This window comes from Enterococcus sp. CWB-B31 (assembly GCF_020567645.1).
GTDB lineage: Bacteria > Bacillota > Bacilli > Lactobacillales > Enterococcaceae > Enterococcus_L.
Map to the genome: position 1 here is coordinate 47,701 of NZ_JAJDJW010000002.1, position 26,942 is coordinate 74,642.

24 protein-coding genes, 3 pseudogenes and 1 CRISPR repeat array are annotated in these 26,942 nt (G+C 32.2%); of the genes and pseudogenes, 13 read left to right on the forward strand and 14 right to left on the reverse strand.

All coding sequences use genetic code 11. The features are described from left to right. The first annotated feature begins 209 nt into the window (after positions 1-209). A complete protein-coding gene (locus LI954_RS02840) occupies positions 210-917 on the forward strand; it encodes a 4'-phosphopantetheinyl transferase family protein (RefSeq protein ID WP_229443512.1) in 708 nt (235 codons plus the stop codon). 43 nt (positions 918-960) lie between these two features. On the opposite strand, the gene LI954_RS02845 is transcribed toward LI954_RS02840, so the two are convergent. The 5 genes from LI954_RS02845 to LI954_RS02865 form a co-directional block, all read right to left on the reverse strand. Next, the gene (locus LI954_RS02845; RefSeq protein ID WP_202067194.1) at positions 961-2,199 is read right to left on the reverse strand and encodes an MFS transporter; all 1,239 of its coding nucleotides are present in this window, start codon (positions 2,197-2,199) and stop codon (positions 961-963) included. A 461-nt stretch (positions 2,200-2,660) separates the two neighbouring features. Next, a complete protein-coding gene (locus LI954_RS02850; protein WP_229443514.1) occupies positions 2,661-2,864 on the reverse strand; it encodes a hypothetical protein in 204 nt (67 codons plus the stop codon). A gap of 25 nt (positions 2,865-2,889) precedes the next feature. Next, positions 2,890-3,117 (reverse strand): hypothetical protein, encoded by a 228-nt coding sequence (locus tag LI954_RS02855; protein WP_202067196.1) that lies wholly within the window; start codon positions 3,115-3,117, stop codon positions 2,890-2,892. Between the two features lie 25 nt (positions 3,118-3,142). Continuing rightward, positions 3,143-3,829 (reverse strand): ABC transporter permease, encoded by a 687-nt coding sequence (locus LI954_RS02860; protein WP_229443516.1) that lies wholly within the window; start codon positions 3,827-3,829, stop codon positions 3,143-3,145. After that, complete coding sequence (locus LI954_RS02865) at positions 3,826-4,560, reverse strand: ABC transporter ATP-binding protein (protein ID WP_229443518.1); 735 nt, start codon at positions 4,558-4,560, stop codon at positions 3,826-3,828. The genes LI954_RS02860 and LI954_RS02865 overlap by 4 nt, the downstream gene beginning before the upstream one ends. A gap of 218 nt (positions 4,561-4,778) precedes the next feature. Here LI954_RS02865 and LI954_RS02870 point away from each other — a divergent pair, with 218 nt between their 5' ends. Next, positions 4,779-5,366 carry a TetR/AcrR family transcriptional regulator gene (locus LI954_RS02870; protein WP_202067198.1) on the forward strand — a complete coding sequence of 196 codons (588 nt, stop codon included), beginning with the start codon at positions 4,779-4,781 and terminating at the stop codon, positions 5,364-5,366. A 932-nt stretch (positions 5,367-6,298) separates the two neighbouring features. Here LI954_RS02870 and LI954_RS02875 read toward each other — a convergent pair. Then, a complete protein-coding gene (locus LI954_RS02875) occupies positions 6,299-6,727 on the reverse strand; it encodes a hypothetical protein (RefSeq protein ID WP_229443520.1) in 429 nt (142 codons plus the stop codon). Between LI954_RS02875 and LI954_RS16305 the strand changes: the two genes are divergently transcribed. The 4 genes and pseudogenes from LI954_RS16305 to LI954_RS02890 form a co-directional block, all read left to right on the forward strand. Continuing rightward, the gene (locus LI954_RS16305; RefSeq protein WP_420705922.1) at positions 6,687-6,935 is read left to right on the forward strand and encodes a carbohydrate ABC transporter permease; all 249 of its coding nucleotides are present in this window, start codon (positions 6,687-6,689) and stop codon (positions 6,933-6,935) included. The genes LI954_RS02875 and LI954_RS16305 overlap by 41 nt on opposite strands. An 8-nt stretch (positions 6,936-6,943) precedes the next feature. Beyond that, positions 6,944-7,771 carry a carbohydrate ABC transporter permease gene (locus LI954_RS02880; RefSeq protein ID WP_229443522.1) on the forward strand — a complete coding sequence of 276 codons (828 nt, stop codon included), beginning with the start codon at positions 6,944-6,946 and terminating at the stop codon, positions 7,769-7,771. 52 nt (positions 7,772-7,823) lie between these two features. After that, positions 7,824-8,489 carry an MgtC/SapB family protein gene (locus LI954_RS02885; protein ID WP_229443524.1) on the forward strand — a complete coding sequence of 222 codons (666 nt, stop codon included), beginning with the start codon at positions 7,824-7,826 and terminating at the stop codon, positions 8,487-8,489. 114 nt (positions 8,490-8,603) lie between these two features. Then, a CRISPR array of direct repeats spans positions 8,604-9,035; the repeat unit is 36 nt; unit sequence GTTTTGGAGACATTCAAAACAGCATAGCTCTAAAAC. 635 nt (positions 9,036-9,670) lie between these two features. Continuing rightward, a pseudogene (locus tag LI954_RS02890) lies at positions 9,671-10,186 on the forward strand (tyrosine-type recombinase/integrase); the annotation flags it as partial. 306 nt (positions 10,187-10,492) lie between these two features. On the opposite strand, the gene LI954_RS02895 reads toward LI954_RS02890, so the two are convergent. The 4 genes from LI954_RS02895 to LI954_RS02910 form a co-directional block, all read right to left on the reverse strand. After that, positions 10,493-11,197 carry a hypothetical protein gene (locus LI954_RS02895; RefSeq protein ID WP_229443526.1) on the reverse strand — a complete coding sequence of 235 codons (705 nt, stop codon included), beginning with the start codon at positions 11,195-11,197 and terminating at the stop codon, positions 10,493-10,495. A 205-nt stretch (positions 11,198-11,402) separates the two neighbouring features. Next, complete coding sequence (locus tag LI954_RS02900; RefSeq protein WP_229443529.1) at positions 11,403-12,539, reverse strand: helix-turn-helix domain-containing protein; 1,137 nt, start codon at positions 12,537-12,539, stop codon at positions 11,403-11,405. Next, the gene (locus LI954_RS02905; protein ID WP_229443531.1) at positions 12,517-13,182 is read right to left on the reverse strand and encodes a hypothetical protein; all 666 of its coding nucleotides are present in this window, start codon (positions 13,180-13,182) and stop codon (positions 12,517-12,519) included. The genes LI954_RS02900 and LI954_RS02905 overlap by 23 nt, the downstream gene beginning before the upstream one ends. A 165-nt stretch (positions 13,183-13,347) precedes the next feature. Then, complete coding sequence (locus LI954_RS02910; RefSeq protein WP_229443532.1) at positions 13,348-13,590, reverse strand: helix-turn-helix domain-containing protein; 243 nt, start codon at positions 13,588-13,590, stop codon at positions 13,348-13,350. 113 nt (positions 13,591-13,703) lie between these two features. Here LI954_RS02910 and LI954_RS02915 point away from each other — a divergent pair, with 113 nt between their 5' ends. The 3 genes and pseudogenes from LI954_RS02915 to LI954_RS02925 form a co-directional block, all read left to right on the forward strand. Continuing rightward, a complete protein-coding gene (locus LI954_RS02915) occupies positions 13,704-13,997 on the forward strand; it encodes a hypothetical protein (protein WP_229443533.1) in 294 nt (97 codons plus the stop codon). 100 nt (positions 13,998-14,097) lie between these two features. Beyond that, positions 14,098-14,529: pseudogene (locus tag LI954_RS02920) on the forward strand (transposase); the annotation flags it as partial. Then, positions 14,525-15,189, forward strand: a pseudogene (locus LI954_RS02925) (site-specific integrase); the annotation flags it as partial. The pseudogenes LI954_RS02920 and LI954_RS02925, both read left to right, overlap by 5 nt. Positions 15,190-15,480: 291 nt before the next feature. Here the strand turns inward: LI954_RS02925 and LI954_RS02930 are convergent. Genes LI954_RS02930 through LI954_RS02940 form a run of 3 tightly spaced genes read right to left on the reverse strand, consistent with a single transcriptional unit; the run spans position 15,481 to position 20,977 of the window. Beyond that, the gene (locus LI954_RS02930; RefSeq protein WP_229443534.1) at positions 15,481-17,205 is read right to left on the reverse strand and encodes an AIPR family protein; all 1,725 of its coding nucleotides are present in this window, start codon (positions 17,203-17,205) and stop codon (positions 15,481-15,483) included. Further along, entirely contained in the window at positions 17,202-19,088 is a 1,887-nt protein-coding gene (locus LI954_RS02935; protein WP_229443536.1) for an FRG domain-containing protein, read from the reverse strand. The genes LI954_RS02930 and LI954_RS02935 overlap by 4 nt, the downstream gene beginning before the upstream one ends. A gap of 14 nt (positions 19,089-19,102) precedes the next feature. Further along, positions 19,103-20,977 (reverse strand): Dam family site-specific DNA-(adenine-N6)-methyltransferase, encoded by a 1,875-nt coding sequence (locus LI954_RS02940; RefSeq protein WP_229443537.1) that lies wholly within the window; start codon positions 20,975-20,977, stop codon positions 19,103-19,105. A 928-nt stretch (positions 20,978-21,905) separates the two neighbouring features. Between LI954_RS02940 and radC the strand changes: the two genes are divergently transcribed. Further along, positions 21,906-22,550, forward strand: coding sequence for a RadC family protein (radC, locus tag LI954_RS02945; protein ID WP_229443538.1), 645 nt, complete (start codon positions 21,906-21,908; stop codon positions 22,548-22,550). A 265-nt stretch (positions 22,551-22,815) separates the two neighbouring features. On the opposite strand, the gene LI954_RS02950 is transcribed toward radC, so the two are convergent. After that, positions 22,816-23,151, reverse strand: coding sequence for a helix-turn-helix domain-containing protein (locus tag LI954_RS02950; protein WP_229443539.1), 336 nt, complete (start codon positions 23,149-23,151; stop codon positions 22,816-22,818). 159 nt (positions 23,152-23,310) lie between these two features. Between LI954_RS02950 and LI954_RS02955 the strand changes: the two genes are divergently transcribed. The 3 genes from LI954_RS02955 to LI954_RS02965 all read left to right on the forward strand — a co-directional run bounded on the left by LI954_RS02955 (position 23,311) and on the right by LI954_RS02965 (position 25,879). Next, positions 23,311-24,159: a hypothetical protein gene (locus LI954_RS02955; protein ID WP_229443540.1), complete on the forward strand. Its 849-nt coding sequence runs from the start codon at positions 23,311-23,313 to the stop codon at positions 24,157-24,159. A 65-nt stretch (positions 24,160-24,224) separates the two neighbouring features. Beyond that, on the forward strand, positions 24,225-24,461 hold the full coding sequence (locus LI954_RS02960; protein ID WP_229443541.1) for a hypothetical protein: 237 nt from the start codon (positions 24,225-24,227) through the stop codon (positions 24,459-24,461). A gap of 74 nt (positions 24,462-24,535) precedes the next feature. Further along, on the forward strand, positions 24,536-25,879 hold the full coding sequence (locus LI954_RS02965; protein WP_229443543.1) for a CAP domain-containing protein: 1,344 nt from the start codon (positions 24,536-24,538) through the stop codon (positions 25,877-25,879). Positions 25,880-26,942 lie beyond the last annotated feature (1,063 nt).

Below are 26,942 nucleotides of genomic sequence, written 5' to 3' on the forward strand. Positions count from 1 at the left end.
ATGTATTTCAATTCAAATTCTATTAAAATTTCATCAAAATGTCAAACTATTTTTCTATCGATTCAATCTTAAAAATATCATTACTTTTATTAAAAAAATCATTATTTTTTTATATTTATACTATTTACAAATTGAAATAGTAGTTGACATCTATAAAAATGTTAAATATACTTATCTATATTTCATTACTTTTAAATTCGAGGTACTTAATGTTAATTACAAATTATTTAAAAATTGATTGCTCACTAGATTCAAATACTTGGTCTGATTGGTATTCTTTAATTGATACACAGAGACAAAATCAGATCAAAAAATTTAAATTCTCAGATGATAAATTACGCTCACTTGCTGCCGGCATTTTATTGCGCTGCATGCTATTTAATCATTGTCACCTGCCACTAGATCACTTAACTTTTTCAAGATCAAACTATGGAAAACCATTTTTAGCTTCGCATCCTGATATTTTTTTTAACCTAACTCATTCCAGCGGCTTTATTGCCTGCTCAATCAGCAGTTTACCTGTGGGTATAGATATTGAACGTATGGAAAAAATTGATCTTAAAAGTATCTCTTCTTTTTTTTCAACTAAGGAGCAACAATTCATTCATTCTAGAGAAAACCAGCTGGAAGAAATTGAAGCATTTTATTCAATTTGGACTTTAAAAGAAGCATTTACGAAAAAAATCGGGGCAGGATTATCCATTCCGTTAGATGCCTATTCATTTGATTTGAATGAAAAGACAATTTCACTCTCAAAACCATTAGCAAATGATGCTCAATTTTACTCCTGCACTATTGAAAATCATTATAAATTCGCCCTGTGTTCTTCGCTCCTTGATGAGCATGTTGAAAACTATTTATCCTTAACAGAGTTAATAAAAAAATGTCAGAACATAAATTGTAATGTTATGCTCTGACATTTAGGACTATTCATAATATTGTACTTTTTTGGCTATTTTATTACGTTAAATTTTTAAACACGCTTTTAGAAAAATAACTAACCAGCAACATGATTAACCCTGTGATTATAAATAAAATATAAACGGAATTCGCAAAAATATCGAAGAGAATACCATATACTGCCTGTGAAAGCGGCTGAGCACATAAGCTTAGTGTTGTCACATAAGACATGACTTTTCCTACCAATTGAACTGGCGTACTTGCTTGAATATTGGAAACAATAAAAATTGAAAATAATGTAAATAAAGCTTGTAGCAACATAATTACAAAGGTAAAAAGACCAAAGGTTGCTGTTGCGGGCATGTCAATCATAAAAATAAGCCCTATAAGGATAACCAGCAAGCTTGACAAGCTAACGATCAAATAGCTATTTTTCATGTTTAATTTTGTTGATAATACCCCCACCATTACAGCACCCATAATTCCGGCCAAAGAAATCAATCCTTGATTGATCCCTAAATACTGACTGTCAAGTCCTAAGATAATGTGGATGATGTAAGGTATACCAACAAACAGCAGCCCTGAAATAAAAAAACTAATTGATCCTAAGACTAAAATGATTTTCACAATCGCTGGTTCTTCTTTTCTGATAAATAACCAACTTTCCTTCAAATCCTTGATAACCGTTGCGATCGCTCCATTTTCAAATTTGACTGCTAGAATTGGTATTTTAATAAATAACTCAATAAACGCTGCACCCAAAAATAAAAATAAACAGATGATAAAAATCCATTCGATCTTTATTAGACTATATAAAAAACCTGCAAGAATCGGTCCAACAAAGTTTGCAAACAACTGAATCTGATTAACAACTGAATTCGCTTTTAATAAATTTTCCTGTTTGAACAGCAAAGGCATGCTTGATTGGACAATCGGCGTTTCAAAGGCCGATACAACAGACATCAGCAATAAACACACAGCAATAATTGTAATATTTGCTCCTGAAGCAACCGCAAAATAGATCAAAGCTGCAATACTTGCATACAATCCATCCATAAGAACCATCATATTTTTTTTATTAAAATTATCAGCTAAGACACCGCCGATTGGAGAAAAAATAATGGTAGGGATAATTGACACAGCCAGCAAAGTACCATATAAAGCCGCAGATTTTGTTAAATCCAAGATATACAACGATAGTGCAAATTTCATCACAGAGTTTGCCAAAACTGAAAGAGTTTGCCCTGTAATAATATATGCAAAATTTTTACTCCAAACTGCATGTTGTTCAATTTCCATAATTTTCCTTGTATATTTAAATCAATCAGATAAATATACTTTCCTTTCTTGAATATTGTTTTATACTGACAGTAAACACTGTAGGGTAATTTATTTTCCAACAGCTCCAGTTTCATGAAGCCCTAACCACACCACAGCTCCTTGCCAAAGTATTAATAAGTTTGCTAGCGTACCGCTTGACTCTTCGCAAGGTTGCATTGGCTTGGGGAACCTGGAACATAACGCATACTTTATGTTGGAATTGAAGTTGCCAAGTATAAGCACGCTATCGCAGTGATTGGCAGTGACGAAAAAATTTTTGTTTGTCGCCTGCAAATTGTTACTCCCCCGCCCTACAACTACTTCTTAAAGGCAGATTGTCGCCTGCTAAATAAAAAGCCTAATGAGTTAGTACAAAAATCAACTATTTTATGTTTATTTCAAACTAAAAACTGCCAACCCATAAAGCAAAAATTATTTTTTTAATACTCTCTATTTACTAACAATAAGTTCCCTCCTGCTAAAATAGCTGGTATCAAAAAGATCATTGAGAATTTCAAACAGGCTAAACTGACGATGATAACGACTAAACTGATCATAAAATATTGATTCGTTACTTTCGGCAATTTAATCTTAATTCCTAAGTTTTGTCCGATATTCTCAAAAAAACGAGTCACTTGATCCATTCCTGCTCATTCCCTTCTCTTTTATTTACAATAAACTTGTCAGTAATTGTGCCCCCTGGGCAAGAACAATGACTATACCGCTCCAAATCAATACTTTGGAAACAGTTTTATTTTTCGTTTTATTTCTTTTACCTAAAATCAACCCAATAACAAGTAAGATAACCCCCAAAATAATGGTTCCAATCCATACATAGATTAAAACAGATTGATCAGGAATTTTGATGAAAGAATTGTCAAATAGTTCAGTTGGCATAATAATAATCTCCTTTATTTTGAATTTAAACTTCTTTTCTCAGCATGGAACGATAGGTAATACTCAGCAAAGCAACACTCACCGTACCTAAAAACAATGACACTGCAGGAACTCCCAGCAATCCAGCAGGTGATGCTTGAGAGTTAGAACCAATAACCACAATGACTAAAGATGAAATGATTGTAGCAATAATCGAAACATTCCTCATTCCAATAAATAGGGGTAAAAAACCTAGGAAAAGATTGGAAATAAGTACGATTATCAATGACCACAGACTCTCAGAAGAAAATGTAACTAAAGAAAAATTATGACTCAGCATAAAAAGACACAGTGACTGAAACATGATTGAAAAAATAGAAAATGCAGCAGTTAATAGAAAAATAAGCCCCAATTTAGCTAGAATCAATTCTCTCTTACTGAATGGATATGTAAATAGCACCGTAATCGTTTTTGATTTATATTCTTCTATAATAATTTGAACAATAAAAATCGCCTGCCATACAATCAAAACAGCTCGTATAATCAACATCGATAGCTCTGAAGTTGTCAAAAGCATTGTTGCAGCTGCCGGGGCTCCTTCATTCGCAGGATCAGCAAGTAATACTGATGTGAATATTGAAAGCAGCAGTACGATCATATTCATCAAGAGAAGTGAAAAAATCTGTTTTTTTAAGTTGATTTTCTTTAATTCGATTTTTAATAGGTGTGTCATACATGCTCCCCTGCCTTAACTAGTGATAGATAATACTCTTCAATATCCAACTCCATTTCTTCCAGAGCTTTTTTACTAACTTCTTTTATCAGCTTTCCTTGTGAAACAATTCCAATCGTATCAGCTATTTTGAAAACCTCGGCCAAAATATGACTGGAGATTAAGACCGTTGTTCCATAAGTTTGATTGATTTTCAAAATCAAGTTTCTAAAATCAATAATACCCTCAGGATCTAATCCATTTATCGGTTCATCCAGAATCAATAATTCTGGCTCATTCAAAAGAGCTCTGCCTAACCCTAAACGCTGTTTCATACCTAAAGACAACTGATCAATCATTTTTTTCTTTACATCGAATAAGCCGACTTCTGTTAAGACTTTGTCTATATTATTTTTGAATTGTTCACCCATATAGTCGCAATGAAGAAGTAGATTCTCTTCCACAGTCATATTTTCATAAAATACTGGTGTTTCAATGATACTGCCAATCTTTTTATATTGATCGACCGATTGTGGCACTGCTTCATTAAATAAATAGATCTCTCCTTCGTCCGGTGTTATGAGATTAAAAATTGATTTTATAATCGTTGTTTTTCCCGCACCATTTGCGCCTAATAAGCCATAAATCATCCCTTTCTGCAAAGAAAATGTGATACTTTCCAACACAATCTGACTATCAAATGATTTTTTCAGCTTTTTGATTTCCATTACATTGTCCAACTCAACATTCACTCATTCCTCGTTCTGAATATCTTTTTATGAATATTCATTATTTTATATTCACATGATAATGCCTATCATTTATTTTGTCAAGTCATCATAACATCTTTCCTCAAATTCAATTATTTTAGAAGATAAACTATATAGCAAAAGCTTGACAAATTCTCAATTTAATTTAAAATTATGAATATAAATATTAAATAGTTCACGGTTTAGAAAGTAGGCTGCCAATGAAAACAAGTACGAAAGGATTTTCAGAAGAAAAAAGAGTAGAGCTAAGAAGTACTTTATGTATGGAATGTGAAAAAAGCTGGGGAATTAATGGCTATAAAAAAACCAATATCGCTGAACTGACTTCTAAAGCGTCCATTTCTACCGGCGCTTTTTATCTATTATATGGAACAAAAGAAGACTTATTTGTTGATACATTGAAAAGGGTACAAGATCGACTAAAGACAAACTGGCGTAATATACTATATGCCGTTCCATCAAAAGAAGGTTTCATCAAGGCAATGAAGTTTCTATTCAAAGAGTATAAGAATTCTCCTTTTCTTTATGATTTCTCAAATCCCGATTTTATTGCCTTCATTAGTAAACTTCCACCGGATTTGATTGCTGAACTTGAAACGGATAACTGGAAATTTTTTGAAGAAGCATTGGACATTGCAAACTTAAAACTTAAAGTAAGTGAAAAAAAAGCATTTGAAATTATCAATACTTTATTAAGCATCATCATTATTCGCGATCGAGTAACAGAAGATTTTGAATCGATTTTTGAATTTATTTTAAACGCTACGATTGACAACGTAATTAAATAACTATATAACAGACTAGATACTTTTATAACAAAATACAGCCACTATAATGAAAAATTCAAATAATCTCTTGTTACCCTTTATCACTCTGACAAAAACCAAACAGAATTTTGCAAAGAATACAATAGTCTAAGCAAATAAATTAACTAATTATGCTAAGGTTAAAATTAGAAAATGATTGCATCTTAACCGCTTAAATTGAAGCGCTTCGAAAAAAGAAATGTACAATTAGAAAAGGAAGCTCTCATCTAAAAAAATGCATCTTTAATGTTATATTTTGATCAAAAACACAGTACACTTCTAAGGAAGTTAGACGAGTATTAGATAATAATCATATTTACTCCCCTTTTTCTAAATCAGGTTATCCGAATGATAACTCTGTGACTGAATCTTTTTTTTATATCTGAAACAGAACTTTATTAATCGGAAAAAAATTGCCTCTTTATCAACTAGGGATGATGAGTGATTTTAAGAAGCTAATGGATGGAGAGCTTGTCTCACATTCATTAGCTTCTTTGTTGTTATTTTATCTTGATTAAACCTAATGTTAAAAAAATACACCTCTTCATATCTGCTGATATCTTTATTCTTCCAGAAATTAAAAAAATTTTTTAGAATATGACGTGCATAGCAATATCAAATTAATCATCAACTTTATAGAAAAATATACATCTTCTGAATTTACTTTCCTTTCAGAAATAAAAAATAGGTTGTTTAAAAATTACTGACCTTTTATCTATTGGAATACTTGAATAGCAATTTTCAGATACTTCCAATAGATTCTCTATAGTGTCATATTCCTCTATCATTCTCTGCATATTAGATTTATTATTCTACAATACCCACTTCCTATTATGATTTAGCTATAAAGATCACTCATCTCTTATGTTAAATGAGTCGAAAATACATAATTATCATAAAAACAGGATAATAAATTAAGTAAAAGTATTTTTTAATAAGCTTCGATTAATTTCCTGTATTACTTCTTTAGGATGGTTTCTCCATTTTTCTTTCAAAATTGAAAAAATATCTTTTTGTAATCTTGAAACGGAAGAACAAAAAATATTTGCACTGTTAAATAGACCACAATTGACAAGACCATCCACAATAAATTTTTCAAAAGGATTAAAAGATTCATTCAAAATAATAGCAATTTTATTTTTATCAATATTTTCAAAATAGATCTTCATATCTTCTAATGCTTGTTCAAAATTAAAACCGAAAAATTTTATTGCCTTTTGAGGTTTTCTTACCACAAAGGTTACAGCAGAAATAGATGGTGCTACCAAAATACAACAATTTATTAATGTAACCCTCCCACTGATTAAACCTACAATGATGGTCACCATTCTATTTAGAATCATATCTTCTTTGAGAGTATATGATCTAATTGTAGCTATGACTAATGGTGGACCTGGCGGGAGTACAGAAACTGTTTCTATGTATGCAATTAAAACTTACTTCAACTATGGTAATATCGGATATGGTTCAGCACTATCAATTATAATGCTTATTGTTGCGATTATGATTAGCATGATCTTTTCTGGTAGTTTAAAAACAAGATTGGAGTGATGAATATTATGAAATCTGATGCAAAAAAAATTATTGGAAGCTTTATGTTAATCGTTTATCTATTTATAATGGTTTTCCCTATGATTTATTTAATTTCTACTTCTTTTATGACAGATAGTGAATTATCAAGTTTGATTCCCACACTTATACCATCATCTTTTCAATTAGATAACTATTTGCAAGCTATTTCTAGACAACCTTTATTCACCTATATGGCTAACAGCTTAATTGTTTCTTTATTATCAGTAGCTATTGCAATGTTTATTGGTGTGTTAGCTGCCTATGGTTTAGTTAGGTATGAGATAAAATTAAAAAAAGTTTTTTTACTTTTTATTTTAGCAATTTCTCTTTTACCAACCATAACACTTATAAATCCACTTTTTAAAATGTATAGCCAAATCGGTCTTTTGAATTCAAGAATCGGCTTATCATTAATCATAGCTGTTTTAGATTTACCTATGATCATTTGGTTTATGACTGCAGCAATAAAAGAAATCCCTATTTCAATTGAAGAAAGCGCTGAGCTTGATGGAGCTACCCTATTTCAAACACTTTTTAGAATTATCTTTCCGCTTCTTAAATCCAGTTTCTTTTCTTTAAGTATCCTGGTATTTATTGGCGCATGGAATAATTATTTACTATCACAAGTTCTAAATCAATTTGAATCGGCAAGAACAGTGGTCGTTGGTATGACTCTCTACCAAACTGACAATACAATTCCTTTTGGTATTGTTTCAGCTGCCGCATTAGTCACAGTTATGCCGCTTTTAATAATGGTTATTTTCTTCCAAAAAAATATCCTAGGTGGAATTATGCAAGGCGGGGTTAAAGAATAGATAAAGTAGGTGAATTAACCTGAATGATACAGATATCTTATTAAGGCTTGTTATGGCATTAATTTTGGGCGGCATAATTGGATCAGAAAGAGAAAGAAAAAATAAACCTGCTGGGATTCGAACCCATGTTTTAGTTTGTGTGGGGGCAACTATAATCAGTTTAATACAATTAAAAATTTGTTACGATGCAATAGACTTAATTCGATTAGATAGTTCATTAATAAGTGTTATAAAATTTGATCAATCTAGATTAATTGCCCAAATTGTTAGCGGAGTTGGTTTTCTTGGTGCAGGAACAATAATTGTAACCAAAAAAAATGTTGTCGGATTGACAACTGCTGCAACTATGTGGGCAGTATCAGCACTAGGTATTGCGATAGGTATGGGGTATTATAAAATCGCTGCATTAAGTTTTATATTAATTCTTTTTTCACTCATATTCATTTCAAAATTTATAAAAGTGCCCACTAGAAAAAACTTAGAAGTACAATATGTGCATCGACAGCAAACTAAAGAATTCCTTATACAATATTTTGATGAAAATAATATTGAAATAAATCAAGTTACTTTTAACGTCGAAATATATGAAGACTATAAAATATACCAAAATGTGTATGGAATATCCATCCCTAATAACAAAACATATGCTGAGATTATTGAAGATTTGTCATTCTTTAAAAATATTACCAAAATACGTTTAGTTGATGTTTTAAATTAAATTTCATTTTTGGTTTCAAAATCCCACGTCCCTCTTATTTAGTTGTAGGAGGGACTTTTATGCTAAATAAGTAAGAAGAAAAATTATCCATTTGCAAATTCGTCTATAGTATTAATTTGGGAGACATTCAAAACAGCATAGCTCTAAAACCATTGACAACTTTCACAGTGTATGTTGTGTGTTTTGGAGACATTCAAAACAGCATAGCTCTAAAACAAGATTATTCATGATTTTGAAAATGTCGTCGTTTTGGAGACATTCAAAACAGCATAGCTCTAAAACTCATCTAAGCACATACATTCTATGTAACTTGTTTTGGAGACATTCAAAACAGCATAGCTCTAAAACATATCGGGGTAGCTAACACTTATTTAAAAAGTTTTGGAGACATTCAAAACAGCATAGCTCTAAAACTAAACGACGACCAGGCCAGCTCGATTCTTAGTTTTGGAGACATTCAAAACAGCATAGCTCTAAAACGATCTGATAATCTAAGAAGTATTGATTTCTGTTTTGGAGACATTCAAAACAGCATAGCTCTAAAACCTCGTAGAAAAAATTTTTTCCACTTAATTTCGTAATCGCACTACTCATCCTAGCAAGATTCTTGCTTTGAATGTCTCAAAATTATTTACTTAATTATTCAATTCTCAAGGACCACATACCCTCACCTACTATTATACCTTATCATCATGGTAAAGAAAATAATCTTCATCATAAAAAATGCTCCGATTAAAAAGGGACGTTCAAATAAAAAACAAGTAATTATATTGGCTTTCAAGTAAGGCTTTTTAGTTTTGAAAAGTAGCCTCATGTAGCATTTAAACGCCAGGTTTTGTCAGGTTCTGGCTCCTAGCCGGATGACCTCCCCAACCCCTCCCTTCTTTTCTCATATTCATTTACCATATCCACAGTTTTATAGATTTATTCAATAATTTCATAACTTGGAATCCCCTTATAAGCTTCCACTAATGGGTGTAGCTTCTTAGCATCCTTATACCGATCCCCTATACTTAAAATAACCACCTCACAAACGGCTTACTAGTTTCAAACTGGGTACATCGCCGAAATAAACCGCTTCTATGCCATGCCTCAGCATATACTGGATTTTTTTTCAGTTCCTCGGCCATCGCCTTCATGATGTTCAGTACAGCCAATCTCAGCCACTTCAATTATTTCAATTTGAAAGCAATAAGCTAACAATTAGTAAAATCCTTGCAGAAGTAGAGCTTAACCCACAAACTAAGAAAACAAAGGTTGCTAGCCAAAGTGCTAAAACCAATGCAGGAAAAAGAACCATCTCTATTGATACAGAAACCATGAGCCTTCTGAAAAAATATAAGGAACAACAAACCATCCACCATTTCATTCAATGGTTCGACCCTTCACTTCCACACCAATTAGTTTTCCCAAACAAATCAAATGAGTTTTGTCGCCCAGGTCAACCAAACGATTGGTATGACATGATTGTTAATAAATACAATTTAAAGAAACGTATCACACTTCATGAGTTTCGTAAAACTCATGTCTCTTTGTGTGCAATGGCTGATATGAAGCTTGAAGATATTATGTACAGAGTCGGTCATAAAGACTCAAAAATGACGAAGCAGGTTTACAACTATTTCTATCCTGAGCGAGAAGAACGCAGCGCTGATAAGTTCGCACAATTTATCGAAACAGAAAAAGATTTATTCTAAAAAAAGCCCATTGGTGCTAGAATTGGTTCTACTTTTATTTTTTAGCATTAGAAAAAGCTAGGAATACCTATATAACAGCGTTCCTAGCTCATATTTTGTTATTATCCAACTGACCCTTCCATTCAGAAAACACCATTTCACGCTGTTTCAGACACAATTAAATGAACGAATAAGCCAAAACAAAGAACACACAAATTTCACTTACTATCATGGAATTTTTTCTATTCCGGTGTAAGTATCGGTGTAACTAAATTCTCATAAGCGTGGGGCGCTAAACATAAAAAATGCGAAATACCTTCATTTTTGCTATTCGAGTTTTATAGAGTAACTCAATACATCTTCTAACACATTACAAATATACATTTTCTTTTTATTTATTCGATAAATGTATCCTCCTACCGTAACCCCATAAACTGATAGTGCTACAAAAAAAGGAATGCTTGATTTTAAAGTTTCAAAGTTAAATACAGTTGCTATTGTTGCCAAAACAGTCAAAATACCAAAAATATTATATCCTGAGAAAAGGTTAAAAGTATTACTATTATAGTTTTTGATATGTATCAAGGCAATTCTCTTTTGGCTAGGATCTAGTTTTCTTACTCCTAAATCTAATCTCTTTATGAAATCAACATTCTTTCCCCTTATTCCTTCACCAAGATACACACCTTTGATAAATTCATTTGGAAATGAAAAATCAAAATTAGAAGTGTCTCCTTCATATTCTTGCAACAATTTATCTAGATCTCTCCACTCTTTTGTATATAAATAGTAAGTGAACATGAATAATTTAACTAACGCATAGAACGCCATAATTAAAGCTACCCATTGAAATACCCAACTGTAATTTTTATATAGCTTTGGGGTAAAAATTTGAAATAGCACGATTGCTATTTGTAAAAAAAAGATTTGAATTGCCACTTTATAAAGAGGTAAAGTTTCTTTGAATCCTTTTTTTATGCTTGGAAAATGTTTTTTTATCGTTCTATACAGTTTTTTTATTTTTTGAATCATAATAATAACTCCTATCCGAATTGAATAATACTAAAAACACGAAAAATGGCTATAGTATTCTGAATTGTTTCACCCTTCTAACAACGTAGATATCTTTAATGGCACTTTGCCAATAATCTTTTGTATTCACTTATATTAGGAATTTTAAAACTGATAAAAAATACATAAAAAAGAGGACTTGCTTAGCCCTCTTTTATACTAAAAATTATTTAATTAGTTTAAGCAAAGGTTTTTGTTTTTCCTCATTATCAAAATCCATTATAGAAACGCCAATAATCTTTTCTATCTCGTCTCTAGGTATTTTAAAGGATGTATTTAATTCATTGCGCTGTAAAACATTGTTTTCCACAATCATTGAATACACTTTTTCTAATAATTCTGGCTTCTCTACCTTCATGTCATCATCAAAGGGTTCTTTTGTTCTCCATTTATTCCATGATATCTTTTTATTTAAATATAATCTTTGATCATCGTTAATTAACCCGAGAAAATGAGTCTTAAAAATCATTGCCTGAATGGAAACTTTCCAATATTTTTTTAAATCTACATAATACTCTAGGCTTGTTGATAACAAAGATTCCTCAAATGCTTGTGAAGGTAACAAGAAGTGAGAGGCAAACATATTTGCTTGTTTCTCAATTATATTTTTCAATTCTTGAGGTGAATAGTCATGAATACTTTCAACACTATTATGCAATATAATGTGTCCTATCTCATGTGCGATATTAAACCTTCTTCTAACAGCTGATTCATTATTATCTGTAAGCATGATAAAAGGCCTGTCAACAATCCATCTAGATACTGCATCTAAATGCTTATCAGACATATTTGCTTCTGAAATAATAATACCATTTCTTTCCGCTAATTTTACTATGTCATTTATAGGCGATACTGAATCAATGCCCCATACCTCTCTTAGCTCGCTAGCCTTAAGAGCAATGTCTTCTTCAGTAATATTATGGACATCCTTTTCAACGAGTTCAGGTAGATTAACCTCAGGAAAATTCACATATTTAGAAAGAATCTGAAATACTTGATATAAGTATTTCAAACGTTCTTTTTGCATATCTCTAACTTTTTTAGTAGCTGCACTTTGGCTCCTAAAATAAATCGCACCTGAGTGAACTTCCGGCATATCACTTGAAAAAAAGTTTCTAGGAAAATTTAAAACTGAAATTAAACTTAATAAGCTCTCTGCCTTTGGCTTTGTTTTACCTGTTTCATAGTTTGATATCATTTGTCTAGACAAGCCGGACTTCTCCGCCAAGTCTTTCATAGTCATACCTCTTGCTATTCTAGCAGATGTTAACTGTTTAGGATTAAACTCGATCCTCGTTTGCATATTCTTCACCTCTTCTAATTATTTCTTCTGCTTCAGACGTGAAAGTTAAATGTAAATCATTTCTAATATCTTGGGAATTAGTTAATAGTACAGGAGCATTAGTTATATCCACTTGATCAATCCAACCCACAACATCAAGATTTGGTATACCAAGTCTAACAAAATCTAGTTTATGATTTCTCCCTCCGTATGTCAACAATAAGAAAGGAGGAGTATTTTCATCATATTTCTCATTAATATCTTCTGGTTTATCGAATAAATTATACTGCTTATTTAATAAACTTCCTTTGCTACGAAAAATAGCTTTTCTAGGAATTGAATCTTTATTTAAAACTTTAGCTGGAGTTAAAATGGCTCCTCTTGCTTCGACCATTAAATAGGTGTGCCCATTTGCATACTTACTACTTGCTTTATCTGCAATCTCATGTTGAATATTAGAACTCTGTAAAACTTGTTTGATTCCAACATCAACTAATCCATGTCGAACATGTCCCCACACTTTTTTCATTTCAGTTCTTTGAAATATTTTCTCTTTGGTAACTAACTCATCTAAAAAGCGATATGCTTCTCTAATACTCAGCGATAAAACACCTGGCAGTTGAGGATCACAATTACTTTTTAAGTGACTTGATAAAATTTCCATACAATCTCTCCTCTATTAACATACTATATACCATGTTAATAGTTTGCCATTTTTTTAAAAAAATGTCAACACTTGAGTTTATTTTTCAATAAGCTTTCATAATCTATGCAATTCCTTTTTCCATTATGAATGATATCTAAATTTTCTTCATACATAGAACTACCTTCAAGGCTTACCCTGTTTCTTCGATAGTTTCAGGATTTTTGAAATATCATCAATCTCCAAAGCATCTGCGATCCGTTCGATATGCTCTAAATAAATCCTCTTCCGTTTTCCATTCGCAAGGTTACTTAAATTTGATGGTTCTATACCGGATAGCCTTGCCAATTCTCTTAATGACATATTTCTTTCGGCTAATAGCTTATTTATCAACACTTCCACCTTTATTTCACTATGATCTGCACTCATTAGAATTTCCCCTATACTCAAAATTTTGTTGTCTGTATGAACATGATATAGTAAGATATTCTTACACTGTTGTTTATATAGACATGAGTTTTAGAAGTATGGAGGTATGACAGATGGAAGAACAGCCAAACAATGTGATTAAGGACACGCAACCGATCAAAAAAGTTACTCACCAAGATATTTATACATTGTATGATCTGGTGGAACAACTCAATTCATGGAAAGAGCCGCTAAAGCTATTAGAAAAATTTTTCAGCGATACAAAATGCCCTGTTAATAAACAGCAGATCGCCAAGCAATACTATACACAGGCGAAAATTTTCAATGCTTTCGTTTCCGATTTTCATGAGCTAACTAATAAGATGGATAGTCAAATAACTATCTTAAGAAGCAGCGAAAAGCTCTAACGGAAGTAAACTTCAATTTGAACAAAAGAAAAAACCTTACTTCTATGTACCGACCCCCAAAAGTTAGACCTGAAAATCTAACTTTTGGAGGTTTTTTTGCATGGCAAAATACAGTTTTGAATTTAAACTTAAAATTGTCCGTGACTATTTATCTGGTCAAGGAGGCACATTGTTTCTCGCAAAAAAGTATGGATTTAAAGATAATTCTCAAATAAGAAAATGGATTAATGCTTATAAAGAATTTGGTGAGGAGGGACTACTTCGTAGTCGAAAAAATAAGAATTACTCTGTTCAATTTAAGTTAGATGCGATAGAGTTGTATTTAACTACGGAGTTGTCCTATCGAGAAGTAGCTAATTGTCTCAAACTTAACAATCCATCGCTAATTGTGAATTGGCTTAGAACTTACCGGAACCTTGGTATAGATGGACTCTCTAAACAGAAAGGACGTCCAACTAAAATGCCTAAGAAGAAATCAAAAAAGAGCAATTCATCGCAAAGTGAACAAACACAAGTAGATAAGCTGGAAAAAGGAAGTACAGCAACCCATCAAATTTTACACAAAGCCAGAACTGCAGCAATTCTTTAAGCATCTCCAAGAAATGCAGTCAGACAAGCTTTACACGTTCTTTAGGTTGCTGGCGTTTACTGGTATGAGGAAATCGGAGGCCTTTGCATTACAGTGGAAAGACCTAAATTTTTTCAATAAAACCTTGTTGATTGGCAAAACTATAGCGATGGATGAATACGGCAAAGTTATCGTACAGGAGCCAAAAACAACGAACTCTAACCGGACCATCAAGCTTGATGATATAACCATCAGCCAGCTGCTAAAATGGCAAGCAATCCAAAAAGAAACCTATTTGAAGTTAGGCATAACACAGCAAGTGAAAACCAGCTTATTTTCACCAATAGACGGAATGAATTGTATTATCCACAGGTTGCCAACGATTGGATGAACTGGATATATGAAAAGGCAGAAAAGAAAGAGCTGGAGATGACCAAGATTACACCTCATGGCTTCCGGTTCACTCACTGCAGCTTACTCTTTGAAAGTGGTGCATCGATCAAAGAGGTTCAATCTAGGTTAGGTCATAAGGACGTTCAAACTACCATGAATATTTACGCTCAGGTTACCCCTCAGATGATCGAGGACACCGGCGAAAAGTTCGCAAATTATATCGGTTTTTAGTCGTGACGGTGTAAGTTTCGGTGTAAGTCTTGAATACAGGCAAAACAAAAAGGCTCTAAACGCTGTCGCATCAACGTTTAGAGCATATCTTTTACTATTAACCTACACTGCCTTCCAGCAAAGGGATAGTGTTTTCAACAAGTTTTAACAGCTTCTAAATGCTGTTAGACCAACATTCGTTGTTTTTGGCGGTGCCATGAAATTCTATCGAATTTTCGGGATTGGTGCTAGTTTGGGTGTTAGTTTTTTATCTAAGCTATCCTTAACTTAGTTAGACTCGTATACTTTATTTTAGCCTAATAGAACATTTAAAAACTCATAATCCTTTTGGTCGTATACTTCTATCATAGCATCATACATCTTTTTTGTTTTCATACTATTCACACTAATTCCAACATTTTTTTTATTCAGATTATCGACTACCGTTTTAACAAGTTCTTTAAGCAAATCCTTTGTTAATATTTGCAATTTCTTTTCGTCAAGATCCCAATCACTAAAATCGGATATCTCCCCTTCACGCAAATGATATATTATGAATGATACCAAATACCATTTTCCATTACTTATAAATATTTTTTCAGACTCATCTTTCGTTTCCAATTGAGGTAGGGTATCTTCTATTCTGGTCGAAAGTTGGACACAATAATTAAAAGGTGAATATTTTTCTTTGAATATGCGATCAGAGTTTTCTTCATTTAGCAGAGGAAATATATCTTCATCTTTAAACATAGAACTATCTTTTTTCATTTCGAGTAATGTTTTGGTACTAGAAGTTCTCGATTTAGCAGGGTCTTGAGCTAAATAAGCATTCACTACTTTTGCAAATGTTTTTAAAGAGTATTCTCTCCTTCGTTCACTAACATCTTCACCTCTACGAGTAATTTTGAAATATATACTATTACCTTGATTTCTATCAAACTGATCTCCCAATTGATTAATTCTTGTAATCAATGGACTAGTATAGACTATATCTTCTTGTTTTATAGGTTTTTGTCTATTAAGAGCTATCGAGATTTTTTCAAACTCGGATTTTTCCTCATCTTCTTTTATATCATTAATTACACGATTTTCTGAAGAATAGTCCAAATAAATTACTCTTAATAAAACTTTTGCATTTTTTTTTGCTTTTTCAATATTTTCCTCAGTATAATTTCCGAAAAAAAACTGGCTAGATGCACTTATTGTTTGAGCACCATTAATAACTGAAATATTTTTAAATTGTTCGTTTTTGGTTACTTTTAACTTAATATAATTAGATAAATTCCTTTCTATGGAATTATCCGTCACAACCAAAGTAATTCCATTATTTAAAAACCAAAAATTTTCAGGATTTTGAATCAAAGTATTTATAATTTCTTTATTAACTCCTAGTTCATCATCAATTCCATATCTCAAATTTTTTGAAAATAACTTATTACCCATTTTTGAATAAATTTCAACCATATCAAATAGAGGTACAGAATAAATCAATCCATTGACACTATAATAACTCGCTCGATTCGCCTGTTCTTCTAAGCTATCAACTCGATTTCCAATATTGATTAAAAACTCCATATCGTCTTCAAGTTTAGAAAACATAGCTAGAAATAAGTTCGATGAACTAATTTGTTTTGAATCAGCTAATGTTTCTTTTATTTTTGAAAAATCATTAATTAACTTTATCTTATTCGAAATATTTGAGGTAGCCACTAATAAATCAACTTTCGATGTCTCATCATCCGACTTAACATTTTTTTCCCAGTATATATAAACATCTTTAATAAAAAGGCTAAAATTATTCTCATTTAAGATATATCCATCATGTAAAATAGCTACTATAACTGAATGCTTTTCACCTTTCATGTTAGGTAAATTCAGTCCTATTTCTTCATCCTTAAGAAAAGCATACTCATTCGATTTATTTAATTCAACTATCTTGTCTAGTATTTTCTTCTCAGAATGTTTGTCTGAAGACATTTCACCCAACTCATCAGTTATACAATCTAATATTGCATTTTTTACAACTTCAAAGTTCAAATTTTATTCCCCCTATCTATTAACGATTGTTTAATATCCAATTCTATTCCATATAAATCTAATAGCGTTCCCAGACTTACTGGGATACTCTCTACCAATAGATTAAACTTTTCATATAAATTTTCTATTGCTAGGTTATTCTTTGAATAGAAACATTCATTTTCTTTTAAATCTAACAATTCTAATTTGTACGTTTTTACTTTTCTTTCTAATTCTAAAATGCTTTCCAACAATGTACTTTGGGTCAGCTCATTTTGAAAACTTTTCTTGTATATAGTATCTAATTGATTCTGTAAATCTTTTTTTATGGTTTTCAAAGAAAGAGTTAACTCACTCAATTCATTAAAATCATGATCATCTATATTTTTTGTTTTTTCTACAATTTGATTTACTAAATTTCCAGCTTCCGGATAAATACTCCCTGTATGAATCCCAAAAAGCTTCTTTAAATCAATCTCAATTCTTCTTTTTGCAGAAGAAGCAATGATTATCTTCTTTATAGATTCTTTTTCAAAAGGAACAAAATTATTTCCTTGAAAAAGAATAAACGCCCCTTGCTGAGCAATTATTCTTTGATTTGAACGAACATGATCTATCAATTTATGATTTCTATTAAATAATTCAAATTTGTTAATCCAAGCATCTTTTTCTCTCTTCACAATCATATTATAGGCCTCTGTTATATTCTCTCCAGAAGGACAAAACATTTGATCTATTGAAAATAGATAAACACTACCATCTTTATTATACTTCTCTTCTCCCTTTTTATCCGTAAAATGTGGTGTAACTGCAAACTGTAAAGCAACTAAACTATTATATGTCACATCTAAAAGTCTGCTTGGGAATCCACCATGTTGAGCGTCAACAGCCTTTACTAAATAAGTTCTTGCATCAGATAAATTGTTAGCAGTCATTTGATCAAAAATATTTTTTTCAAATTTAAAATCTTCATTCAGACTATTGGTTCGAAATATATTAGGGCAACAAGGTACATCATATATTTCTGTTTCTCCTCTGAACACACTAATGTTTTTGCCGTTTGAGTTAACATACTTATTAATTACAGAAATGTATTCTTCTAGAGAGTTAACAACTATAGCATCACTGGTTATACTTGAAATTAGTTCGTATATCTTACCAAAATCCATATTTTTTTCTAATATTTTTTTAATAACTTTAGTTTTAGTTTCATCGACTTTAAGCATATCTTTTTCTCTATAAAAGAGTCCTGTTTTAACAAGGTACCTAAAGGAGGCATCAGCATATGTTTTTACTGTAGCAAATTTGGGACGTTCGAACTTTTTCTCCAGAGACTGAACAAAATTCTTCTTACTGTCTTTATCCCCAAGCTTTTCATTATTTAACCTAAAATAAATTATTTCTTTTCCCATCTCTTGTGCTGTCTGAATATCGTTTTCGTTCTCATTATTTAAAACAAATAGAGCCATCTCTTCTTGCGTCAAATAACGACCTACTCCTGAGCCATCAATATACCTAAAGAGCATTAATATCTTTATAAGCGGATTAAAACTACTAACAGGATTTATATAAATTTTTTGCTCCAATAAACCAATAGTAAAACAAGCATTTTTTTCTTTCTCTGTTCTCGCATTAACAAATTTTCTCCCTAAATCTGTCAACAAATAACTGTTTGATGGTTCAATAAAAGATAAGCGTTCAAAAGCATTTTTCCATTTTCTCGCTAGAGTATTATCTCCTTTCTTTTTATTTTCATTTAAGCCTTTTTCTTCAAAAAGTTTAACAAATTCTTCTTCATTATCAGAATTTAAATTTCCATATAAACTCGAATTAGCATATAAAACCAGTCCTTCCCATAAACGGTCAGGATTTCTCATCCCTGTATTCGCTATTGTCCAAACCAAGTTAAATCCCTCCTTTAATACGCTATAAAAATATATTCCTTCACCTTATTATTAGGGTTTCCCTCTCCCTTATTAGCAAAGGAATAGGTATATTCGACTGGCAAAACCTCAACTACACGTTTAAATTTAGACAGTAAACCGATCATTTCTTCTTTTGTTGGAAATGAATTTGAAGAATATGACACCATAATTATACTTTCTTTGTACTTCTTAAACAGTTTTTCAAAAGCTTCATACGCATTCGCACGATTACTAAAAGGAGTTGGATAATTTTTTATTTTTTTAGTTTTTGTATTTTGTTGTATATCTACTCCTACCCAGTTCTTTGATAATCCTTCTACAAAATGATATCTTCTAACATATTCATTATCAGAGAGGGGGCTATAATAAGGAGGATCTAAATAGACTAAATCTACTTTCTTTTTTAGATCCATTGCATCAACATTGAAACTTTTATTTCTTTGTTTATTATCAAAGACTGCATCATTAAATTCTGTCACAGCATTTTCAAATTGCTTTTTCAGAGAGAGCTTTACATCTTTTCTGCCATCATCATACTTATCAAGTCCAATATAAGTAAAGATTCCTCTAGGTCTTTTCTTCATACAAGCTCTAACAAGAGCTGACATTGCTAGTGCTCGCTTATACTCATTGTCTAAATTTTGTATATTATTCTTAGTTCTATCAATAAAACTGTTATCAACATCAGAAAAGTATAGATGTTGAAACGTATTAGAAACAAATCGATCTTCATCATTTTTATTTTCAAGTAAGTAGTTAATATCATCACTATCAAGTCTAACTTTATTATTTTCTATCAAAGCTTTGGAAAACAAATAAGAAAAATGCATGTAATCATTAGAATATACTTTCTTACCCATTGTTTTGAATAAATATGATACAATTCCACTGCCAGAAAATAAGTCCAAAACTGTATCAAACTCAAAATGAGAGGATACGTCATAAATTATATCAATCAATTTACTTTTACTTCCCATGTATCTAGTTGTCGGATAATTTCTTATATTTAATGGTACATCAACATCATTAGATAAAACTATGTCTTTTTTAGGGTCAAGTTCTATTACAACATCTTCTCCAGTTCTTTTAGAAGCATCACTATTAATTCTTCTCGATGTACTATAGACTGTAATTGTAGTTCTTTCATGACTAAATAAATCATATACCATTTCATGATTTGAATTAGTAATAACAACCGTACATGCTCTATTTCTCATATTATGTGCTATATCTGCCAGTTCCTTATGATCTTCAATGTAAAATTGCTCTTTTGTATAACGTTTAAAGTCAGAATATTTGCTAATAGGGAGATATGGAGGATCTAAAAATATGAAATCTCCAGCTTTACAATATTTATCAAGAACCTGTTTATAGTCAGCACAAATAATTGTCGCAGTTTTAAGAAGTTTACTTGCGCTTCGTAGATTATCTTGATCACAAATTTTTGGATTACTATAATTACCAAAAGGAACATTAAATTGTCCCTTCTTATTAACTCTATACAAGCCATTAAAACAAGTCCGATTAAGATAAATCATCCTTGCTGCACGTTCAACCTCAGTCAAATTTTCTACTTTTTCTGCTCTAACTAACAAAAAAAATTCTTTATCATTAATCATTTGATTTAGCAAATAGATTAATCCTTCCACATCATTCACAACTGTTTTATACATATTTATCAGCTCTTCATTTGTATCAGCTATAATTGCATTTTTGGGTTGTAAATGAAAATAGAGCGCACCTCCACCTATAAACGGTTCAATATACTTTCCGTAATTAGTAGGAATAGTTTTTTCCAGTATTTCTATCATCTGACTTTTGCCACCAGCCCATTTCAAAATTGGCTTAATTTTTGTTTTTTTTTCCATCTATAACATCTCCACATCATTTCACTTTTACAAATATTTTTACCTGCGAATAAATGTACCCTATCTACATCATTAAAAAATTGATATGGCTTATGCATCTAAATAGATTAACTTAAATTACCTATCATTTCTATTATAAACTTATTTTAAATTTTTTGTGTACTTGTACAATTAATTAAATACAGATATACCAATTCATTTTAACATAAAAATGTTTCAATTTCGACATAATAAACACCCGCCAAGAGAACGCTAGTTCTCGTTTGACTTTTAACTATAAAAGTACTTTTCAACATAATGAATTAAGATCATTTGGTTACGTTAGCAAGATGAGAAATACTCGTTATTAGTCCACGTCCATACCAACAGATACTTATCAGAATAAAAATTCTATTTCAAAAGAATTTAATAAAAAATAGAAACCTACGAGAGCAATCTTATGAAAACGGACTGGAAAGCTCTTATTTTTAGCTCTTTCCTTTTTCTCGCTCATCAAGTCATCAAGATTACTGAAAATTACAGATAGTTACTTAAAAAAATACACTTTTCAATTCTCTAATCCCCTATAAACACTCACTTTTTTGATGAAATTACACTTATTACACTTTTTTATAATAAAATATATAAAATTGTATCTATGAGTGTATATCGATATAAGATAAGAACTTCCAAAATATGTAATTTTGTAATCACAACAGGAATTGCATTAGAAATGCTATCACATCAACCTTTTAATGATTACAGTAAAAGGTAATATTTATTGCAAAAATACACTTCTGTCCTCTTATTCTAGATTACACGAGAACCAAGAAGAAGCTGTCTATACTACTCTGTTCTTACTTCCATAATGAAACCTTTCTTTTATAAATCAATGCAAGCCATGCTTGCCAAAAAGAATGATGAATAAATAGAAAAGGAATGATGAACAATGGCAGCAACAGCAGAAAAAAATCTAAAAAAGCAGCTAATAGCTTCTAATGTGTTTAATAATCGAATAAGAACGACAAATTTTACTGAGCTAAGCACCCAAGAATTAATTGAACTCTCATTCAATCTAAAACCTTCAAAAGCAGCTGAACTATTAGAAAATATAGATACTCTAGCAGATTTGAGAAATGGACTTACCGAATTTCCACCAACTATGGAATTCCAATTTAAGGCAAGCTTTGAACTATCAAAACGTATTTTACAATTTGATGTAAAAAAGGAGAAAATAACAAGCTCGTATGGACTTGCTCAACAATTAATTCAAGAAACACGTGATTTAGAACAAGAGCATTTCATTCTCCTAACTTTGAATACTAAGAATCAAATTATCAGAAGACGGACATTATTTATTGGAACATTAAATCAAAATATTGCACACCCTAGGGATATCTTTCGGGAAGCAATAAGGGATAATGCTGCACAAATTATCATTGCACATAACCACCCCTCAGGAGATCCAACACCCAGTGAAGCTGACTCCATATTCACATCACGACTAACAAAAATTTGTGAACTGATTGGAATACAAATGCTGGACCACCTCATTTTAGGAGAATCGACTTACTACTCTTACGCTGAAAACTAATCAGTAATTTTAGTCGATTTGACAAAACTTGACACGTATATTAAAATTAATTTTATTCAAAAATATTTATTAGATTAACGAAATTAATTCATGAACTTTTGAGCTATTCACAAATCAAAAATAATGTTGTATTCTAGCCTTAGCTGTTTTAGCTAAGGTTTTTTTGACGTCAAAAATCTTCTAATTCAGCACAATATGAAAGTGATGATTGCTTAGATTTAGATAAAAAATAAAAAGATTACACAATTGTAATCTTTGAATTTTTCTATTCAGATAAATCGACGATGTTTTCAATCAGCTTAGTCATTTTCTCTCTTTTTGGGGAACCCTTGACTTCTCGCATTAGATGGGCTAATGCGGGATCATCACTTTCTAAATCTAAAAAACTAAAAAATTCAGATGGAGTCATCTTCAAACCAACAATAATTTTGTCTAAGGTATTCAATGTAATGTTAATTTCATTACGCTCCACTCTACCAAGGTAGGTGTCATCTATTCCCGAAGATTGAGCCAATTCAGCTAAGGTCATTTTTTTATTCGTACGATACGTTCGTATTTGATTTGCAATCCGATCATTTAGCACACCATCACCTTCTTTCAATTTAATGATATATCCTTACAGACAAAAAAATAAGATGACAAATGTATTCTTACAACCTATAATATGATATATATGTATTTATTTTTAAATTTAAATACATCTTGGTATGGTAAGTGAGTAATTTCAATACTGTAAAAATAAAAACGAGGAGTGATTGAATTGAAAAAACTAGTAATGACAGCAATATTTTTTTGTGGACTTGCTCTGACAGGGTGTAAAAATGAGAGTGCTGATAAAGAGCTTTCGGCCTCGGGTGCTGAAAGGAGTACCGCAATTCCAGAAGAAACAACGATTAGCGAAGCATTAAATAAAAAGGGACGTCAGATATGGTATAAAGTAGATGAGGAAACTAGCAAAGATTCTAAAGCTTCCGTTTATGTATTTAAAAATAATACTTTGCGTGTATATAGCCTCGGTGCTCGTGGTAATTTGACTATAGGCGATCTTAGCAAAATGACAGACGATGAAATAATTAAAACAGTTCAAGAAATGGAAATTTTACAATTACAAGATGATATAAATTCTAAATTAAGTAGCTATGAATTATCGCTTTCATCAATAAAACAATCTAAATCAAAAGGCTATAATCCAACAGGTGACACTACCAAAATAGAAGCTGTTATATCAGCTCTTAAAGAAATATCTGCCAGTGACTTTGAGATACCAGCTGTTAAATACTCACTCAATATTGAAAGTGACTCAACTGGAAATAATACTGAAACAGAAGAATTCATTTTCACTAAGAATAAAGTATCATTACCAATTTACACCAATGGTGACGATGTAGGAAATAATTTTAATGTTACAGCTAGAGTTGTTCAGGAAAAAGATGAAACGAAACTGGTATTTGAATCTGGTTATTCAAAATTTCAAATTTATGATACCTGGTACTCAGGTCTAAAAATGAAGTCCGGTGATTATTTCGTCACACGTGATCAAAATAAAGATGGCTCAATTTCTTTCGTTTTAGACCAACCAGGTACAAAAGGAGTAACAGTTGATGAGTAGATTTTTATATTATGCTCATATTATTGATTATTCAGGTATTTTCAATGACTAAAAACGAGGAATTTATGATGGAATTACACGACTTTAAACAAATTTGTGCTTATGAACGTCAATCTGCTAACTACCAAAAAAAGTGGTTGGAAATTGAAAAGCAGATTGGGGCTCTTTCGTTAGAGATTCATGAAAAAGAAATACAACGTCATTTTTTAGAAGAATATCGTGACTATATTGAATCTCTTCAAATAACTTCTAATAAGTATGCTCAAGCAATTCGTAACAAATCATTGGGAGAAAAATCATGAATTGGTTATATTCATTTACCTATTTATATCTTCAAAACTTCTAGCCTTACCATCAGAAAAAGGAGCCTATCATCATGAAACCAAAATTTAAAACATTAATCGTAACAACATTAACTATTTTAGCACTAAACATTTTAACCCCCGCAGCTACTTTCGCTGCAACTTGGAATGGAGTCGCTGGCGTATCAGATGCAGTTGTAAATTCAATCACTCAATACGAGAATGAAGCGGCAAGCTACAATTCACAAATTATTACATTGACTAACGCTATCAATATGAATCAAGGTGCAATCACTGAATCAGAGAAAACGATTAAATTTCATCAAGACACAATTAATTCCAACGCATCCGAAGCAACAAAAGAAATTGCTCGACAAGCGATTATAAACGAACAACAACGAATCGAAAATAACCGTGGACCAATGAATCAACGTATTGCAGAACGAAATCAATTATATGCATTGCAAAATCAAGCATTAGCAAACGCTGCAAATGCACGCGCCCAAGCAGACGCTGAAGCGGCAGCCATCACAACCAATGATGCGGGAAACGCTAACGGTGGGTCAGCAGGTGGCGGAACAAGCAATCCTGGTACAGTACCAAGTGAGACACAACCGTCAGAAACAAGTCCTTCTGAGACAACACCTTCTGAAACAGTGCCAAGCGAAACTGAAACGTCTGAATCAACAAAACCATCAGAGTCTACAGAAGAATCAAAAATGCCTGAAAAAGACAAGGATAAAAACAAAGATAAAGACAAAACAGAAGAATCGAAACCTAAACCAGACAAACCTAAAGACGAATCTGAGGCTGGCGAAATCGTCATTGACAACAAGAACGAAATCAAAGATGAACTAAACGACTTCGATCACAGCAAAACTGTCGAAGAATTAGTCAAAGAAAATGTTAACGGGACATATACAGTGACAGAAGAAGCAATGCGCAAAGCCATTCTGGACAAAATCAATATGTACCGTAAAGCAAATGGTTTAAAAGAAGTTGAAGTATCTGATGCTTTAGTCGATTATGCGGCATCAAAAGCAGAAGACCACAAGAACGGTTTAGGTCACTGGGACACAGAAAAATCAAAACAAGAAGAAGCAAACATTCTTGATATGTTCTCAAATGTCCTATACGTAACAAATGACTTAGCAACGTTCCAAAGCGACTTTGACTCACGAGAAGTCAAATCTATGGAAAAAGCATTAGCACTTGCTGACAAGATCGCAGAAGGAATTGTCGGAGAATACGGCGGTTTTCTATCAGATGGACACAAGTTCGACATTCTCGACCCTAATGCGTGGTTAGCAAACTTGATTTTAACATCAAAACAAGAAGCATACACCGATGTATGGACTGGTGAAACAAAATACACGACTGTTTGGTATTTAGCATATGTATATACTGCAACAAAATAACTTCATAAAAAATATTCTTCAAAGCCAATCCTAATTTCTGGATTGGTTCTTTTTTTAACACCAGATAGACCCATTTCCTCGCAAATCAGAGTACAACTAATTATCTACCCCTAAATAATACCATTCTACTGACTTTTTGAAGCAATTTTACATCAACACACCCTCATTTTTATAACGAAATTGCACCAGATTGCTACCATCTTTTCTTTTTTTATTAGACCCTTGTCATAAGACACGTTCATCTCTTGATTCTTACCATCATTCCTTCATTGGGTCCCCTTCCTTTCGGCTATTCCCTTGGTATCACTACGTTTTCCGGCTCAAGTCAGCCCAATAAAGCAATAATATACTAGGCTTCAAAATGAGCAGGGAACCCCTTCGCCTCGGCTAATTGTTTAGTAACCTTTCCAGTGTCCGGCTCGGCTCAGCCCTCTCCCATTTTGTACACCCACTACATATTTTAATAGGCTTGCAGCCGGCTTTTTTGTAATAGGTTTCGGCACGAAACCTTTACCACCTTCAGGACGTATTATATAAAAGCTTCACTACGTTACGCTACCGCCTTGTGCACGATCGGGGCGTCACTACGTTCTCGCCCTAAAATTCATTTGATCAATCGACTTTCTAATATTGCAACACCTATACAGTGAATATTTTGATACTCCTCGACATGACGCTGCGCTATTTTGTTGAGAAACGCTCGATACTCCCTGTACAGCAGAAGACCCTTCATTTTTGCAATATTATACTCCTGATTTTAACGGGGCAATGCGGCTTACAGCCTGCCCCAGACGCCTGATACTCCTGAGACGCCCAAAAATCACCGCAGCGATGCTCGCTGTGAATGGCGTTATATCAATGATTTTTAAATATCAGGCGTATGATGTTGCAAAATCGGTACGCCCAAGGAAAGAGCATAAGGGGGATGTATGTACAATCAAAACTTCGTTTCAATTGTCCAGTCAGCATAGCTGACCATCCCCCTTACTGCGACACTACAAAAACCTCTGCGAGCTTTTCTCCGGTCTTGCCCTTCACTACGTTTCGGGTGCTCTTTTGTTGC

What these genes read in the sequence shown, in the direction of transcription:
- LI954_RS02840 (WP_229443512.1), top strand. Translation starts at nt 210, where the DNA reads ATGTTAATTACAAATTATTTAAAAATTGATTGCTCACTAGATTCAAAT.
- LI954_RS02845 (WP_202067194.1), bottom strand. Translation starts at nt 2,199, where the DNA reads ATGGAAATTGAACAACATGCAGTTTGGAGTAAAAATTTTGCATATATT.
- LI954_RS02850 (WP_229443514.1), bottom strand. Translation starts at nt 2,864, where the DNA reads ATGGATCAAGTGACTCGTTTTTTTGAGAATATCGGACAAAACTTAGGA.
- LI954_RS02855 (WP_202067196.1), bottom strand. Translation starts at nt 3,117, where the DNA reads ATGCCAACTGAACTATTTGACAATTCTTTCATCAAAATTCCTGATCAA.
- LI954_RS02860 (WP_229443516.1), bottom strand. Translation starts at nt 3,829, where the DNA reads ATGACACACCTATTAAAAATCGAATTAAAGAAAATCAACTTAAAAAAA.
- LI954_RS02870 (WP_202067198.1), top strand. Translation starts at nt 4,779, where the DNA reads ATGAAAACAAGTACGAAAGGATTTTCAGAAGAAAAAAGAGTAGAGCTA.
- LI954_RS02875 (WP_229443520.1), bottom strand. Translation starts at nt 6,727, where the DNA reads ATGATTCTAAATAGAATGGTGACCATCATTGTAGGTTTAATCAGTGGG.
- LI954_RS02880 (WP_229443522.1), top strand. Translation starts at nt 6,944, where the DNA reads ATGAAATCTGATGCAAAAAAAATTATTGGAAGCTTTATGTTAATCGTT.
- LI954_RS02885 (WP_229443524.1), top strand. Translation starts at nt 7,824, where the DNA reads ATGGCATTAATTTTGGGCGGCATAATTGGATCAGAAAGAGAAAGAAAA.
- LI954_RS02895 (WP_229443526.1), bottom strand. Translation starts at nt 11,197, where the DNA reads ATGATTCAAAAAATAAAAAAACTGTATAGAACGATAAAAAAACATTTT.
- LI954_RS02900 (WP_229443529.1), bottom strand. Translation starts at nt 12,539, where the DNA reads ATGCAAACGAGGATCGAGTTTAATCCTAAACAGTTAACATCTGCTAGA.
- LI954_RS02905 (WP_229443531.1), bottom strand. Translation starts at nt 13,182, where the DNA reads ATGGAAATTTTATCAAGTCACTTAAAAAGTAATTGTGATCCTCAACTG.
- LI954_RS02910 (WP_229443532.1), bottom strand. Translation starts at nt 13,590, where the DNA reads ATGAGTGCAGATCATAGTGAAATAAAGGTGGAAGTGTTGATAAATAAG.
- LI954_RS02915 (WP_229443533.1), top strand. Translation starts at nt 13,704, where the DNA reads ATGGAAGAACAGCCAAACAATGTGATTAAGGACACGCAACCGATCAAA.
- LI954_RS02940 (WP_229443537.1), bottom strand. Translation starts at nt 20,977, where the DNA reads ATGGAAAAAAAAACAAAAATTAAGCCAATTTTGAAATGGGCTGGTGGC.
- radC (WP_229443538.1), top strand. Translation starts at nt 21,906, where the DNA reads ATGGCAGCAACAGCAGAAAAAAATCTAAAAAAGCAGCTAATAGCTTCT.
- LI954_RS02960 (WP_229443541.1), top strand. Translation starts at nt 24,225, where the DNA reads ATGATGGAATTACACGACTTTAAACAAATTTGTGCTTATGAACGTCAA.
- LI954_RS02965 (WP_229443543.1), top strand. Translation starts at nt 24,536, where the DNA reads ATGAAACCAAAATTTAAAACATTAATCGTAACAACATTAACTATTTTA.